Raw genomic sequence first — 14,171 nt, 5'->3', positions numbered from 1 at the left:
GTGCCGGCACTCAGCCGGGTCCGTCGCTCGCGGCCGCCAGCAGCGGCACCACCACATCGCTGATCGGGGTCGGAATGCCGTGAACCCGGGCACGTCGCAGTACGACACCGTTGCGGGTGTTCCATTCGAGCGACCGGCCGGCTTCACGGTCGGCGAGGATCGAGGTCCCCATGTCGGCCGGGTACGCCTGGAAACTGTCGAGGATCTCTTGCGGCACCTCGTCACCCAGGACCGCGCCTTCGGCTCGGGCGACCTCGAGACACTCGCGTAGGTAGTCCAAGGCCAACCGGGCGATGTCCGCACGGCCGAACATGCCGGACCGGCGGCCGCTGAGGACCATCAGCCCGGCGACAGCGTTCTGCAAGAGCTTGCGCCAGGCCACGGACGTGAAATCCGCGGCCAGGTCGACCGAGCACCGAGTGCCGCGCAGCGCCTCGAGCACCACGCGGCCCGCCGGTACGTCGGGCACGGTCAGGCGGGCTTCGCCACGCAGCCACACCGAACCCCCGGGCTGGACCTCGGCCGGGAACCACACGACAGCGGGCAGTACCGGACAGCCGGGGACATACGGCGCGACGGCCGACTCCTGCTCGACGCCGTTCTGCAGAACGCAAATCACGGTGCCGCGACGGCACAACGCCGCCAACCACGGCGCCGCCGCGTCGACTTGGGTTGTCTTGACAGCGAGGAAGACAAGGTCGACCGCCTCTCCGGACTGTGCCGGATCGGTCCGCACCGGACCTGGCACAACGACGAGACCTTCGGCATCCCGAAGCTCCAGACGCTCACGATCCGTACGGCCGCAGAGCATCGGAGTGCGGCCGGCCTCGTGCAACGCCGCCGCGACGGTGGTGCCGATCGCCCCCGGCCCGACCACGGCGACGGTGGGATTCACGGATGGTGTCATACGTGATCAGGTTGCGCACGGCTCGGCCGGGCCGTTTGACGCCGTCGTCGGCCCGCTGTCGATGCGGTCGAGCACTTTCCCGGAGATCCGGTGCAGGGTCTGCAGCTCGCGCGGGGTGAGCACGTCGACGAACAGGGTGAGTACCCGCTCCACGTGTGCGGGTGCCGCGCCGACGAGGTGGGCGTAGCCCGCCTCGGTCAGCACAGCCAGCGTGTAACGCCCGTTTCCGGGGTCCGGCTCGCGGTGGACGAAGCCGCGGCTTTCCAGCCGGCCGATCAGGTGAGAGAGGCGGGACAGCTCCGTGGTGGCCAAGGTGGCGAGCTCGCTCAGTCGCATGCGGCGTCCGGGTTGGTCCGACAGGTGCGCCAGGACGTGGTACTCGAGCAGGCTGAGCTTCGAGTCCTGCTGAAGCTGAGCTTCCAGTGCCGCGGGCAGTCGCTGCAGAAGTTTCATGAACCCGCGCCACGCTGCCAGCTGATCGTCGGTGAGCCAGCGCGGCTCGTCCACGTCGGGGTCCTTCGGAGCAGGCATGGGGCGAGTGTAATAGTCGAGCCGTCACGCTTGAAAGTTCAAGTCAACGAGCGTACCTTGACTTGAAGATTCAAGTCCCAAGGTTCGGAGGCGACACCATGAGCGACCTGAAGCTCGCGATCATCCTCGGCAGCACCCGACCCGGCCGCAACGGCGAAGCCGTGGCCGACTGGGTCCTGACCAGGGCCAAGGAACGCACCGGCGCCGACTACGAACTGATCGACCTGCTCGACCACCCCCTGCCCCATCTCGACGAGCCGGTTCCCGCCAGTGCCGGCAAGTACACCGGCGAGCACACCAAGGCCTGGGCCGCCACCATCGCCGAGTTCGACGGCTTCGTCTTCGTCACCCCCGAGTACAACCACTCCACCTCCGCGGTGCTGAAGAACGCCATCGACTACCTCTACGGCGAGTGGAACAACAAGGCCGCCGCCTTCGTCTCCTACGGTTCACTCGGCGGCGCCCGGGCCATCGAGCACCTCCGCGCGATCTGCAGCGAACTGCAGATCGCCCACGTCCGCCAGCAGCTGTCCTTCTCCTTGGTCACCGACTTCCGGAACTTCACCACCTTCGCCCCCGCGGCCGCGCACGACCAGGCGGCCACGATCCTGTTCGACCAGCTCGAATCCTGGGCCGGTGCCCTCAAGACCGTCCGGAGCTGACGCCGCGATGCGGCTCTACGGACTGGAGGAGCACTTCCTCACCGCCGAGGTGGCCGAGCCGATGCTGAAACGGGCACTGGACATTCCCGCGCTACTCGACGTCGGCGACGGGCGGATCGCGGCCATGGATGACGCCGGGATCGATACGGCGGTGCTGTCCCTGACGACTCCCGGCCTGCAGAACCTCCCCGCCGCCGAGGCGGTCGCCCTGCAGGTGGCCGTCAACGACGGCCTCGCGGCAGCGGTCCGCCGCCATCCCGAACGCCTGCAGGGGTTCGCGACGCTGGCCACCCCGGCGCCGGCAGCCGCGGCCGACGAACTGCGGCGCGCGGTCACCGAACTCGGATTCTCCGGAACGCTGGTGAACGCGCACTCCGGCGGCCGAGCCCTGGACGCAGGCGAATTCTGGGACATCTACGAAGCCGCCGAGGACCTGCGTGCTCCGGTCTACCTGCATCCTCGCGCGCCGGTGCCCAGCGTCACCGACGCGTACTACCGCCGGTTCGGCGAGCCGGTGGACAGCATGCTGGCCACCGGCACGTTCGGCTGGCACTACGACGCCGGCCTGACCGTCCTGCGGATGATCATCGCGGGTGTCTTCAACCGGTTTCCCGGCTTGCAGCTCATCCTGGGGCACTGGGGCGAAGTCGTGCTGTTCTACCTCGACCGCGTCGCCGCCGTGGACGCGCTCGTCACCCTTCGGCGCCCGATCGCGGATTACTTCCGCACCAACATTTTCATCACCCCGGGCGGCATCGCCAGCCACAAATACCTGCGGTGGAGCCGGGAAACAGTGGGAGCGGAGCGGATCATGTACGCCTCCGACTACCCGTTCAACCGCGAACGTGCGGGATCCGCACGGGCCTTTTTGGACACCGCAACCATCGGCACGGCCGAGCGCGAGCTCATCGCGTACCGGAACTGGGAGAAACTCGTCGCCGGCATCCGGCGCGACGGATACGTCCGCGGATTTCGGTGAGCGGGACGCCGGTGCGGCGCCGGTTGACCAGCCGGACGTCCCGCTCGTAGGGTCGATCCGAGATCGCCCTGGCTCCAGGTCGGTCCCGGGCCCGGAGAACCCCGCCCTCGTCGTCAGGTGTCCGCCTCCGCCTGTGCCGACGGGTCGTTCGCCGACGGGAACGGGCGTGCGCGTGCGCGGACCGGGGGCCACGACTGCGCAGGAGGACGGGATGACCAGACGGATCCGGGTGGCGGCGGTCGTCGCCGCGCTCGTCGCCGGAACGCTCGCCACTACCGGGCCCGCGCTGGCCGCGGATCCCTTGCTGTCGCAGGGAAAACCGGTCACCGCGTCCTCGGCGGGCGGGTGCTGCCCGGCGCCGGCCGCCGTCGATGGTGACTCGGCGACGCGGTGGGCGAGCGCCGCCGGCGTCGATCCGCAGTGGATCTACGTCGACCTCGGGGCGGCCGTGCACGTGAGCCGCGTCCGGCTGCAGTGGGATGCCTCGTGTGCCACCGCCTACGAGATCGACACCTCGAACGACCACGCGACGTGGACGCGGATCTACGCCACCACCGCCGGAAAGGGTGGCGTCGAAGACCTGACCTCCCTCGATGGCACCGGCCGCTACGTGCGGGTCTACGGTACGAAACGCTGCCGCACCGACGCGTCGAAGGGCTATTCGCTGCAGGAGTTCGGCGTCTACGGGGCGGCAGGCGACGTCGTGCCGCCGTCGCCGCCCGGCACGCCGACGCTCGTCGGGGTCACACCCACGAGCGCCACCGTCTCGTGGACCGCGGCGACCGACGACGAGGGCGTCGCCGGATACGACGTCTACCGGGACGGCCAGCTCTGCGCGAGCACGACCGGCGCCCTCACCGCAACCTGTGGCAACCTCAGCCCCAACGGCAGCTACGGCTTCTACGTCAACGCGCGGGACGCGGCCGGGAACGTCTCGCAGGCCAGCGGCACCCTGACCGTGAAGACACCACCGTCCGACGACCACACGCCGCCGTCGGCGCCGGCGGACGTGCACACCACCGCGGTCAACAGCACCTCGATCGGGCTGGCGTGGACCGCCTCGACCGACGACGTCGGCGTCACCGGCTACCGGATCTACAACAGCGGCACGCAGATCGGCACGGCCGACACGACGAGCACCACGCTCGGCGGGCTGACCCCGAGCACCGCCTACCACCTGCAGGTGCGGGCCGTCGACGGGAACGGGAACCTCAGCGAGCCGAGCACGCCGGCCGTGGACGTCACGACGACCGGCGGGTCGAACTGCACGCCGTCGCAGGGCGTCTGCGGCGCGACGCAGGTCGGGACCGACGACGACGTCGTGTGGGGCCTGGTCACCCTGCCCGACGGCACGATCCTCTACAACCAGCGTGACGCGCACTCGATCGTCCACCTGAACCCGAAGACCGGCGCGAAGAAGACCATCGGCACCGTGCCGAACGTCCAGAGCACCGACGGCGAAGGCGGCCTGACCGGGCTGGAGATCAACCCGGCGTCGTTCGGCTCCGACCACTGGCTCTACATCATGCACACGTCGCCGAACGACAACCGGATCGTGCGGATCAAGTACGACCCGGCGGCCGATTCGCTGACCACCAGCACCGAGCAGATCCTGCTGACCGGCATCGCCCGCAACAAGTTCCACAACGGCGGCCGGCTGCGCTTCAGCCCGGACGGCCGCTACCTGTTCGCCGGCACGGGTGACGCGCAGAACGGCGACAACGCGTCGAACACCAGCAGCCCCAACGGGAAGGTGCTGCGGATCAACCCCGACGGCACGATCCCCACGGACAACCCGTTCCACAACGCGGTGTGGAGCTACGGGCACCGGAACGTCCAGGGCCTGGCGTTCGACTCGCAGGGCAGGCTGTGGGAGCAGGAGTTCGGCAACAGCATCATGGACGAGACGAACCTGATCGTGAAGGGCGGCAACTACGGCTGGCCGACGTGCGAAGGGACGTCGGGTTCGTGCGGCACCGCGGGGTTCATCGCGCCGAAGAAGACCTACCCGGTGGCGCAGGGCTCGTGCAGCGGGATCACGATCATCCACGACGCGCTGTACGTCGCCTGCCAGCGCGGGGCACGCCTCTACCGGGCGGTCATCAGCGGCAGCTCGCTGACCAACTTCCAGACGTTCTTCAACGGCACCTACGGCAGGCTCCGCACCGTCGAACCGGCGCCGGGCGGCCAGATGTGGCTGGCGACGAGTGTCGACGGCGACAAGGACAGCACACCGCACAACAGCCACAACAAGATCCTGCGGGTCACGGTCGGCTAGCCCGCCGGAACCGTCGCTCGGCTCCCACGCCGGTTCCGCCCCGGGCATCTCCAGGGCGGAACCGGGCGAGGACGCCGTGCCGCGGGGCGAACACCCAGCACACCAGGAACACCGCGGTGGCGACCAGCACGATCAGGCCGCCGGCGGCGAGGTTGAGCGAGTAGGACAGGTACAACCCGACCGCCGCCGACAGCATCCCGATCACCGGCGCCAGCACCATCATGACGCCGAGGCGGTCGGTGAGCAGCCGCGCGCACGCGGCCGGGGTGATCAGCAGGGCCAGCACCAGGATGTTGCCCACCGCCTGCAGCGAGATCACGATCGCGACCGTGACCATCGTGTAGAGCGCGATGTCGAACCCGAACACCCGCACGCCCAGCGCCCGGGCGGTCTCCCGGTCGAGGCTGACGGTGACCAGTTCCTTGTGCAGGACGGCCGCGGCGACCAGCAGGACCGCGCCGGCGATCGCGACGACACGGACGTCGCCGTCGCTGATGCCGAGGATCTGGCCGAACAGGAACGACTCCAGCGAGCCGGAGTAACCGGGCGCGCTGGAGAGGATCACGATGCCGAGGCCGAACGCCGCGGCGAAGAACACCCCGATCACGGTGTCTTCCTTGAGCCGCTTGTTCTGCGCGAACACCGCGACGCTCAACGCGGTCAGCAGCCCGGCGATCGCCCCGCCGAGCGCGAGGTCGAACCGGAACACGAACGCGATCGCGACGCCGGGGAACACCGAGTGCGACACCGCGTCGCCGATGAAGGCCATGCCGCGCAACACGACGTGGCTGCCGATGACGCCGCAGACCACGCCGGACATCATCGCGACGAGGAACGCGCGGCGCATGAACTCGTGCTCCCACGGCGCGAGCAGGAAGTCGATCATCGGGCGATCCCCAAGGAGTGGATGAGCTGGTCGGACCGGGTGACGCCGAACGCGCGCAGCCACACTTCGGGATCCCGCAGCTCCCCGGGTGGCCCGTCGGCGACGATGGTGCGGTTGAGCAGGCACAGCCGGTCGCACAACGCGGCCGCGGCGGGCAAGTCGTGCGTGGTCATCAGCACGGCGTTGCCCTCGTCGGTCAAGGTCCGGAACAGGCCGGTGAGCAGTTCCTGGGTGGGCACGTCGAGCCCGGTGAACGGCTCGTCCAGCAGGAGCAGCCGCGGCCGGACGGCCAGCGCGCGGGCCACGAGCACCCGCTGCCGCTGCCCGCCGGACAGCTCCCCGATCGGGCGGCGGGCCAGGCCGGTCAGGTCGACCCGGCGCAGCGCGTCGCGGACGGCGTCGCGGTCGTCCCGGCGCGGACGGCGGAGGAAGCCGATGGCCGAGGTGCGGCCGGTGAGCACGGCTTTCTCCACCGAGATCGGGAAGTCCCACGCGAACTCGTGGCGCTGCGGGACGTAGCCGATCGTGCCGTCGAGCCGGATCGTCCCGGCCGTGGCCGGGAGCAGACCGAGGACGGCGCGCAGGAGCGTGGTCTTGCCCGCGCCGTTGGGGCCGATCAGCCCGACCAGTTCACGGTCCCCCAGCCTCAGGTCCACTTCGGACAGTGCGTCCCGGCCGCCGATCCGGACGCTCAGGCCGGTGATCTCCAGGGCTGTCACGAGTCGCTCCTGCCGCGCCGGGTCCGGGCCAGGACCGCGAACACCAGCGCGGCCAGGATGATCACGGCGCCGAGCGCGTACCACCAGCCTCCCGAGGTCGCGCTGTCCTCCTGCGACACGGTGGCGGGAGCCGAGGTAGGCGTCCGGGAAGTGGCCGCCGCGAACGCGGCTGCCGGTTGGCCGTCACCGACGTAGATCCGCAGCTGTTCTCGATCGCTGAGGGTTTTCCCGTCCGGCGCGGCGGTGAGCATCTCGATGTCCAGGGTGTACGCGCCGGCCGCCGAGAAGGCCCAGTTGCCGTGGACGTGCGAAGCCTTCTCGATACCGGTTTCCTGGGGGAAGGGCCGGGTGCTGTCGAACACCTCCTGGGGCTTGCCGAAGTTCCCGTTGAGGAACAAAGCGAACCGGCCCGGCCCGGCGACGGTGTGCAGCCGCCAGGTGACTTCGCGATCGACCATCCCCGCGATGGACGGGTCCTGCGTGTTCCACCCCGGCCACAGCACGCCGGGCCGCTGGACCTGCGGGAGCAGCCAGACCGGCGCACCGGGTGCGCCGAGGAACGCGTACTCCGCGCCCGTCGGCACTTCCCTCTTCGCCGCCGACACGGCGTGCAGGACGACATCGGGCAGCGGGCGCCAGGTCGCGGGCTGGGTGGTGTCGTCGCGGACCTGGATCTTCCAGGCACCGTCGACCATCCGGGGCCCCATGTCCACGTGGCCGTCAGCGATGACCGTCGGCTGCGCGGGGGTGGCAGCCGCGACCGGCGACGGGGCGAGGGCAGCCGCGAGGGTCAGGGCAGCGAGGCGAAGGATCACGCGCCACCGCCGAGGCAGGTGCGCAGCTCGTCGGCGTTGTGCCGCATCATGGCCAGGTAGTCGCGCGCGTGCTCGTCGAAGGCGTCGCCGTAGAGCAGGCACACCTTGACGTGCTGGTCGGTCGCGACCTGGGTCAGCACGGTCGCGCGCTGGGCGAGGTTCGGTTCCATGAACACGGCCGGCACGTGCAGGTTGCGGATCGTCTCGGTGAGTTTCCGGACCTGCTCGGCGCTCGGTTCCGAGGCCGGGTTCGGCACCACGAAACCGGCGACGGTCAGGTCGTAGGCCTTGGCGAGGTAGCCGAAGGCGTCGTGGGTCGTGATCAACTGGCGGCGGTCCTTCGGGATCCCGGCGATGCGCTGCCGGAGGTAGGTGTCCAGCTCGTCGAGCCGGGCGGAGTAGGTGCGGGCGTTCTCGTCGTAGGTGGCCGCGCCCCGGGGGTCGCGCTGCTTGAGGGTGTCGCGGATCAGCTGCACGTAGGCCTTGGCGTTGCGGACGTCCTGCCACAGGTGCGGGTCGATCTCACCGTGGACGTGCTTGCCGAGCACCGCTTGGGGCAACTGGTGGATCGAGGCACCCGGCTTGCCCAGGAACGCGAACCGCGGATCGTCCGGAACCGTCTCCAGGGCCCGGTTGGGCACGTCGACGACGACGTCGTTCGCGGGCACCGGGTGCTGCTGCCCGGTGCCGCTGTCGGTGTAGGCGTAGACGCCGCCGGTGTCGAGGTCGACGGCCAGGTCGGTGTGCCCCACCCCGATGATCGCGGGCTTGTCCGCCACGGTGTGCGGGTCGACGCCGACGGCGAAGGTGAACGTGCCCTCCCCGATCGGGGCCGAGGCGGCCTGGCCGGTGACCAGCTGCGCCGACAGCGTCAGCCGGTAGACGCCGGGCGCGCTGAACGCCCAGTTCAGGTGGGTGTGCGCGGCCGGCGGCAGGGTCGTGGTGTCCTTCGCGTCGAGCCCGTCGGCGGAGTCGAAGTAGACGTCGGGCTGCCCGAGGGCTTCGGTCAGGTAGACCGCCACCGTGCCGGGCCCCTCCAGTTTCGTCGCGGCCAGCCGGACGTCGGAGGTGCGGGTCGCGCCCCGGGCCTTGCCTTCCCCCCGGACGGCGAGGCCGAGCCACGCGACGTCCAGGCCGATGTCCTCGACCAGTGGCATGACCGTGGCACCGTAGGTTTCCGCGGCTTCGGCCAGCGAGACGTTCGGCGTGCCCGGACGGGCGTTCGCGTCGATCGTCTTGATCAACGCGTGTTCTTCGAGCAGCAGGTGGTTGGTGAAGGTGACGTCGGCCTTCGCCACGTTCGTCGCGTCCCGCGGCGTCGGCTCGTAGGAGTGCGGATCGCCGCCCGAGGGCACGATCGAGGTGACCGACACGCGCTCACCGCCGACGTTGCGCACCAGGTCGGCCAGGATCTCGGTGGTCGTGACCACCGGCAACCTCCCGCCGGTCGCCGCGCCGCTGGAGCACGCGGTCGCCAGCACGCCCACGGCCAGCAGCACCGGGATCGTTCGCCGCATCACCGCTCACCGTCCACAACGGACTTCCGGCGGCGGATCAGGAGCAGGCAGGCCGTGCCGCCGAGCAACGCCAGCCCGGCCAGCGAAACCGGTCCTGCGAACGAGAACCCCGTCGATGCCAGCCCGGCTCCGCGTGAGCGGGCGGCGACGTCGTCCGCGCAGGTGCCGGCCGGCGGAGTCGACGTCGTGACCGGCAGCGCCTGCTTCGGGTCGGCCGGCCCGACGGCGAAGGTCACCGTCTGCTGGTCGCTGGACTGGGCGCCGGAGGCGAGCTTCGCGCTGTGGGTGAAGGTGACGTGGTAGATGCCCTGCTTGGTGAAGGTCCAGTTGCCGTGGGCGTGCGTGCCGAGCCGGACGGCGTAGCTGTCGGGGACGCCGTCGCCGCTGTTGAACGCGAGCACCGGCTTGCCGAAGGGGTCGAACTTGAACACCGCGAGCGCGCCGGGACCATCCACTTCGTCCAGTCGCCAGGTGACATCTCCGCTGACGTCGCCGCTCTTCAGCTCCTCGGTGTTCCAGCCCAGCCACAGCACGCCGGCCTGCTGGGTCTGCGGGATCTGCCAGATCCGGTCACCCGGCTTGCCGAGGAAGGAGAACTGCGTGCCCGCGGGCACGGTGGTGGCGGCCTTGTCCACGACGTGGAACACGACGCTGCCCGGGGCCCGCCAGGTCGTGGTGCCCGCGACGGTGCCGTCCTTGACCTGCGAGACCAGCTTCCCGCCGACCAGGCGCACGGCGTAGTCGGCATGGCCGTCGGCCAGGACGACCCCGGCGCTCGAGGTCACCGGGCCCGCGGGCACGCACGGCTTGGTTGTCGTGCCGGGGGCGGGGGCGCCGCCGGCGGGCGACGAGGCAGGGGTGGAGGACGTCGGCTGGGTGCCGGGCGGGGCCGACGCGGTCGATGACGGCGCCGAGGTGGGCGGCGGCGGGGTGCCCTCGCCGGTCACGACGTGCTCGACCGCCGCGGAGCGGGCTTCGGCGAAGTCGGTGGTGGACCGCGGGACGAACCGTGCGGTCAGGGAACGAGTGCCGGACGCCAGTGCGACAGTGTCCAAAGTGGCCTGTCCGCCGACGACCGGAGCGTGGCCGAGCACGGTGGCGCCGTCGGCGAATTCCACCCAGCCGACCGCGTCGGCCGGGGTGACCGTGCCGGTCAGCTCGACGTTCTCCCCCACGGCGGTGGTCGCCGGGGACGCGGTGAGGGTGGCGGTCGTGGCGGTGGCCGGGATGTCGGCGGCCGACGTACCGCCGACGTACCAGGTGTAGTCGACCAGCCCGGAACTGAGCCGGTGCCCGGCGGTGTCGGTGGCGGTGGCTTCGAAGGTCACCGTGTACCGGCCGAGCGCGCTGAACGCCCAGTTCGCGTGGACGTGACTGCCGACGGCCTGGTGCAACGACTTCGGGCCGCCGTCGCGGGAGCTGAACACCCGCAGCGGCAGGCCGAAGGAGTCGGTCTGGAACACTTCGAGCGCGCCCGGGCCGGCGACACCGGCGAGGCGGAGGTCGATCGCGTCCCCGGCGAACGTGCCGGCGCTCAGGCTTTCGGTGTCCCAGCCCGCGAACAGCAGCGAGAAGTCCTGGACCTGGGGCGCGACCCAGACCGGGGTGCCGGCGGCGCCGAGGAACGAGTACTCCGGGATCTCCGGGACGGCGATGCGGGAGACGTCGTTGTCCCGCAACTGGAACAGCACGTCCTCGGGCGCGAAGTACTGGTGGGGCTGGTTGCCCACGCGCGTGCGCAGCGCCAGGCGTCCGTCGGTGTACTGCACGTCGACGGTGTCGGTGTGCACGTCGTTGAGCACGGTCCGCTGCCGCCCGGCCGGCGCCGGACCGCTCTCCGCGTGCGCGACCGGTGCGAGCAACGGGAGCGACACTGCGGCGACGCACCCGGCCAGCAGCGCGCGCACCGGTCTTGACCTACCCAGCATGGATCTTGTCCCCCATCGCGTGAAAACACATGCGCGAACCTTGTCTTGTTAATGAATATCATTGTCGTTAATGTTCTGTCCAGTCCGTCCCCTTCCGCACGCAAGGAGTTCTTGTGCGTCGTCGTCCTGCCCTGCTGGCCTGCAGCGCCGCCACCGCGGCCCTGCTCGCCGGGCTCTTCGCCGCCCCGGCCCACGCCGCGCCCGCGGTGGTCCTCGATCACGGCCACGTCGACGCGGTCGACGTCGAGTACGAAGACGGGGCCCTCGAGCTGCACGTCCACGACGAGTCGGTCGAACCGTCCGTCGAATACGACCCCGCGCAGGTGGTCCTCAAGGCGCTGCCGGGCGCGCGCACCACCGTCCCCGCCGACGCCTCGTACCGGTTCCTCGGCCCGGCCGGCGCACCGGTCTCGATCCTCCCGGAAACCCAGAACCCGGACCTGCTCTGGCCCGGCTTCAGCACCGAAGAACTGACCACCGGCGTCTTCGCCGGCGACTCGGTCAAGGTCACCCTCAAGTCCGTCCGCGGCCCCGGCGCGGCGAGCGTGTTCACCACCGACCCGTTCGGCGCGGCGAACGTGCTGCTCGACAGCGGTGACGGCCTGCCCGACGCCCTGACCCTGCCCGCCGGGCTGCACGAGCACGTCAACTGGGGCTTCACCCAGCCCGGCGTCTACAAGCTGACCTTCCAGGCCACCGCGACGCTCACCACCGGCGCGAAGGTGTCCTCGGCCCCGGCCGTGCTCACCTTCTGCGTCGACTGATCCCGTTCACCCCCGAGAGAGGTTCGTCATGCGCCTGAAAACCCGTTCCCTGACCGCAGCGGCCGTCGCCGCCGCACTCAGCCTCGTCACGGCCCTGCCCGCCGGCGCGGCGACGACGGTGCTCACCGCCGGGCACGTCGACGTCCTCGACGTCGACTACGCCTCCGGCGACCTCACCGTCCAACTGCTCGACGGCACCGCGAGCCCGAGCGTCAGACGGGCACCGTCCACTGTGGAGCTGGACGTGCTCGCCGCCGCGAAGACCACGGTGCCGGACAACTCCGCCTACAGCTTCCTCGGCGCTCCCGGCTCGACGGTGTGGATCCTGCCGCAGACGCAGAACGCGAACCTGCTGTGGGCGGGCTGGAACAGCACCGACGTCCCCACCGGCACGTTCCAGGGCAACACGCTGACGACGAGCCTGATCAGCGTCAGCGGCGGCAACCTCAGCGTCTACACCCAATCGCTGGGCACGCCGACAGTCCTGTTCAACAGCGGCGACGGACTGCCCGACGCCAAGCCACTGGCAGCCGGGGCGCACACGCACGCCAACTGGGCGTTCAGCGCCGCCGGCACGTACACGGTGACCTTCCGCGTCAGCGGCACCCTGGCGGCCACCGGCGCGACCATCTCGACGGACGCGACGTACACGTTCAAGGTCCTGCCCTGAGCCGCGGCCGGGCGCGCCGGCCTGGCCCCGGTGCGCCCGGCCCGCGGGAGACTGCCGTCCAGGTGCCGCTCGACATCAACCGATCGAATAAGGTTCTGCTGCTGCGGAAAGCCCTCGCCCACAGAACCGGCCCCGATGAACCGGTCGTCGTCGGCGGCCCGGATTCGACCAGCCGTCAACACACGCAGCACGACGTACGGTTTGGTGGTCATCCGGAAGATCCCGTCGCCGCGCCGGCGAATCACCGCGGACGAGCGGATCCGGGTGATCAGCAGCCGGTCCCCCGGTTTCCAGCCCAGAGCGCCAACGACGCTTCGGTCCTGGATCCGCATGGTGGATCCTCCGGTTCAGCGATCGGTGCGGGGGAAGTCGGCCGAACGGCTGACCTCGGCCCACTGCTCGGTCTCGGCCGCGCGTTCTTCGGCAGCCTTGCGGGCGGCCTCGACGGCGTCGCCGCCGAGGATGAGCCGCCGGGGCGGCTTCTCGGCGCCGACGACGTCGATGACGGCCTTCGCACCGCGGGCCGGGTCGCCCGGTTGGTTGCCGTCGTGGGCGTCCCGGTAGCGGTGGACGGCACCGACCGTCTCCTCGTAGTCCGGTCCCACGGCGTGCCGGGTCATCGAGGCGCCCTGCCAGTCGGTCCGGAACGCCCCGGGCTCGACGATGATCACCTTCACGCCGAAGGGAGCCGTCTCGCTGGCGAGCACCTCGGAAAAGCCCTCCACCGCGAACTTCGCGGTCTGGTACGCACCCATCCCGGGGGTGCCGCCGACGCGGCCGCCGATCGAGGAGAACTGCACGAAAGTCCCGGACCGCTGCGCCCGGAAGAGCGGCAGCGCGGCCCGCGTCACGTTCACGACGCCGAAGAGGTTGGTCTCGATCTGCCGGCGGAAATCGTCCTCGGCCATCTCCTCGATCGCCGCACTGTTCGCGTAGCCGGCGTTGTTGACGACCACGTCGAGCCGGCCGAAGCCGGTGGCAGCCTCCTTGACCGCGCGGACGGCGGCCTCCGGGTCGGTGACGTCGAGGGCGACCGGGCGGATCCGCGTGCCGTAACGGGCCACGAGGTCGTCCAGCTGCTCGGGCCGCCGCGCCGTGGCAAGGACGGAGTCTCCCGCGTCCAGTACCGCTTCGGTGAGACAGCGCCCGAATCCGCGGGACGCTCCGGTGATCAACCAGACTCTACTCATGTGAGAGCTCCTTCTTCGTCTAAGTGCGTCATTACTGTAGCACTTAGCGCCTGATTGACGTGACCAGTCGCGTTCACGGCGACCGGTACGTCGGGTCAGCCTCGGGCGAGGGCGACTTACACACGCAGCGTCACCCGACGCTCGCGAGCACGGTCCCGGCGGTCCTACCGTCCGGGACGATGCCCACCGAAAAGATCACCTCGTCACCGGTGCCAACAAGGGCCTCGGCCTGGCCACCGCACGGCAGCTGGCCGCGCCACCTGTTCCGCGGGGCCGGCGACCTTCGCCGCGCTGCTGAAGCGGCGCACATCAGCTGTCCATCACC

The 14,171-nt window shown here is 70.5% G+C and carries 13 protein-coding genes; 5 read left to right on the top strand and 8 right to left on the bottom strand.

Annotated features, from left to right (window positions below; all coding sequences use genetic code 11):
• Positions 1 to 10: 10 nt before the first annotated feature.
• The gene (locus EIY87_RS33820; protein WP_225440193.1) at positions 11 to 895 is read right to left on the bottom strand and encodes an oxidoreductase; all 885 of its coding nucleotides are present in this window, start codon (positions 893 to 895) and stop codon (positions 11 to 13) included.
• 18 nt (positions 896 to 913) lie between these two features.
• The gene (locus EIY87_RS33815; RefSeq protein WP_125313968.1) at positions 914 to 1,438 is read right to left on the bottom strand and encodes a MarR family winged helix-turn-helix transcriptional regulator; all 525 of its coding nucleotides are present in this window, start codon (positions 1,436 to 1,438) and stop codon (positions 914 to 916) included.
• Between the two features lie 98 nt (positions 1,439 to 1,536).
• Here EIY87_RS33815 and EIY87_RS33810 point away from each other — a divergent pair, with 98 nt between their 5' ends.
• The 3 genes from EIY87_RS33810 (at position 1,537) to EIY87_RS33800 (ending at position 5,357) form a co-directional block, all read left to right on the top strand.
• A complete protein-coding gene (locus EIY87_RS33810) occupies positions 1,537 to 2,100 on the top strand; it encodes an NADPH-dependent FMN reductase (RefSeq protein ID WP_125313967.1) in 564 nt (187 codons plus the stop codon).
• Positions 2,101 to 2,149: 49 nt separating this feature from the next.
• Positions 2,150 to 3,079, top strand: coding sequence for an amidohydrolase family protein (locus EIY87_RS33805; protein ID WP_225440192.1), 930 nt, complete (start codon positions 2,150 to 2,152; stop codon positions 3,077 to 3,079).
• A gap of 211 nt (positions 3,080 to 3,290) precedes the next feature.
• Positions 3,291 to 5,357 (top strand): PQQ-dependent sugar dehydrogenase, encoded by a 2,067-nt coding sequence (locus tag EIY87_RS33800; protein ID WP_191984369.1) that lies wholly within the window; start codon positions 3,291 to 3,293, stop codon positions 5,355 to 5,357.
• On the opposite strand, the gene EIY87_RS33795 is transcribed toward EIY87_RS33800, so the two are convergent.
• Genes EIY87_RS33795 through EIY87_RS33775 form a run of 5 tightly spaced genes read right to left on the bottom strand, consistent with a single transcriptional unit; the run spans position 5,344 to position 11,201 of the window.
• Complete coding sequence (locus EIY87_RS33795; protein WP_125313965.1) at positions 5,344 to 6,243, bottom strand: anchored repeat-type ABC transporter permease subunit; 900 nt, start codon at positions 6,241 to 6,243, stop codon at positions 5,344 to 5,346. The two genes, EIY87_RS33800 and EIY87_RS33795, sit on opposite strands and share 14 nt — an antisense overlap.
• Positions 6,240 to 6,962 carry an anchored repeat-type ABC transporter ATP-binding subunit gene (locus tag EIY87_RS33790; protein WP_125313964.1) on the bottom strand — a complete coding sequence of 241 codons (723 nt, stop codon included), beginning with the start codon at positions 6,960 to 6,962 and terminating at the stop codon, positions 6,240 to 6,242. Before EIY87_RS33790 ends, EIY87_RS33795 begins: the two co-directional genes overlap by 4 nt.
• Positions 6,959 to 7,777 carry a TIGR03773 family transporter-associated surface protein gene (locus tag EIY87_RS33785; RefSeq protein WP_191984368.1) on the bottom strand — a complete coding sequence of 273 codons (819 nt, stop codon included), beginning with the start codon at positions 7,775 to 7,777 and terminating at the stop codon, positions 6,959 to 6,961. The genes EIY87_RS33790 and EIY87_RS33785 overlap by 4 nt, the downstream gene beginning before the upstream one ends.
• A complete protein-coding gene (locus tag EIY87_RS33780) occupies positions 7,774 to 9,294 on the bottom strand; it encodes an anchored repeat ABC transporter, substrate-binding protein (protein WP_125313963.1) in 1,521 nt (506 codons plus the stop codon). The genes EIY87_RS33785 and EIY87_RS33780 overlap by 4 nt, the downstream gene beginning before the upstream one ends.
• On the bottom strand, positions 9,294 to 11,201 hold the full coding sequence (locus EIY87_RS33775) for a TIGR03773 family transporter-associated surface protein (RefSeq protein WP_158641409.1): 1,908 nt from the start codon (positions 11,199 to 11,201) through the stop codon (positions 9,294 to 9,296). Before EIY87_RS33775 ends, EIY87_RS33780 begins: the two co-directional genes overlap by 1 nt.
• Before the next feature lie 134 nt (positions 11,202 to 11,335).
• Between EIY87_RS33775 and EIY87_RS33770 the strand changes: the two genes are divergently transcribed.
• Both EIY87_RS33770 and EIY87_RS33765 read left to right on the top strand, forming a co-directional pair.
• Positions 11,336 to 11,986, top strand: coding sequence for a choice-of-anchor M domain-containing protein (locus EIY87_RS33770; protein WP_225440191.1), 651 nt, complete (start codon positions 11,336 to 11,338; stop codon positions 11,984 to 11,986).
• Between the two features lie 28 nt (positions 11,987 to 12,014).
• Positions 12,015 to 12,656 (top strand): choice-of-anchor M domain-containing protein, encoded by a 642-nt coding sequence (locus tag EIY87_RS33765; RefSeq protein WP_125313961.1) that lies wholly within the window; start codon positions 12,015 to 12,017, stop codon positions 12,654 to 12,656.
• Between the two features lie 347 nt (positions 12,657 to 13,003).
• On the opposite strand, the gene EIY87_RS33760 is transcribed toward EIY87_RS33765, so the two are convergent.
• On the bottom strand, positions 13,004 to 13,846 hold the full coding sequence (locus EIY87_RS33760; RefSeq protein ID WP_125313960.1) for an oxidoreductase: 843 nt from the start codon (positions 13,844 to 13,846) through the stop codon (positions 13,004 to 13,006).
• Positions 13,847 to 14,171 lie beyond the last annotated feature (325 nt).

The organism is Amycolatopsis eburnea (genome assembly GCF_003937945.1).
Classification (GTDB): Bacteria; Actinomycetota; Actinomycetes; order Mycobacteriales; family Pseudonocardiaceae; genus Amycolatopsis; species Amycolatopsis eburnea.
This window is presented reverse-complemented; position numbering and strand designations above follow the sequence as displayed.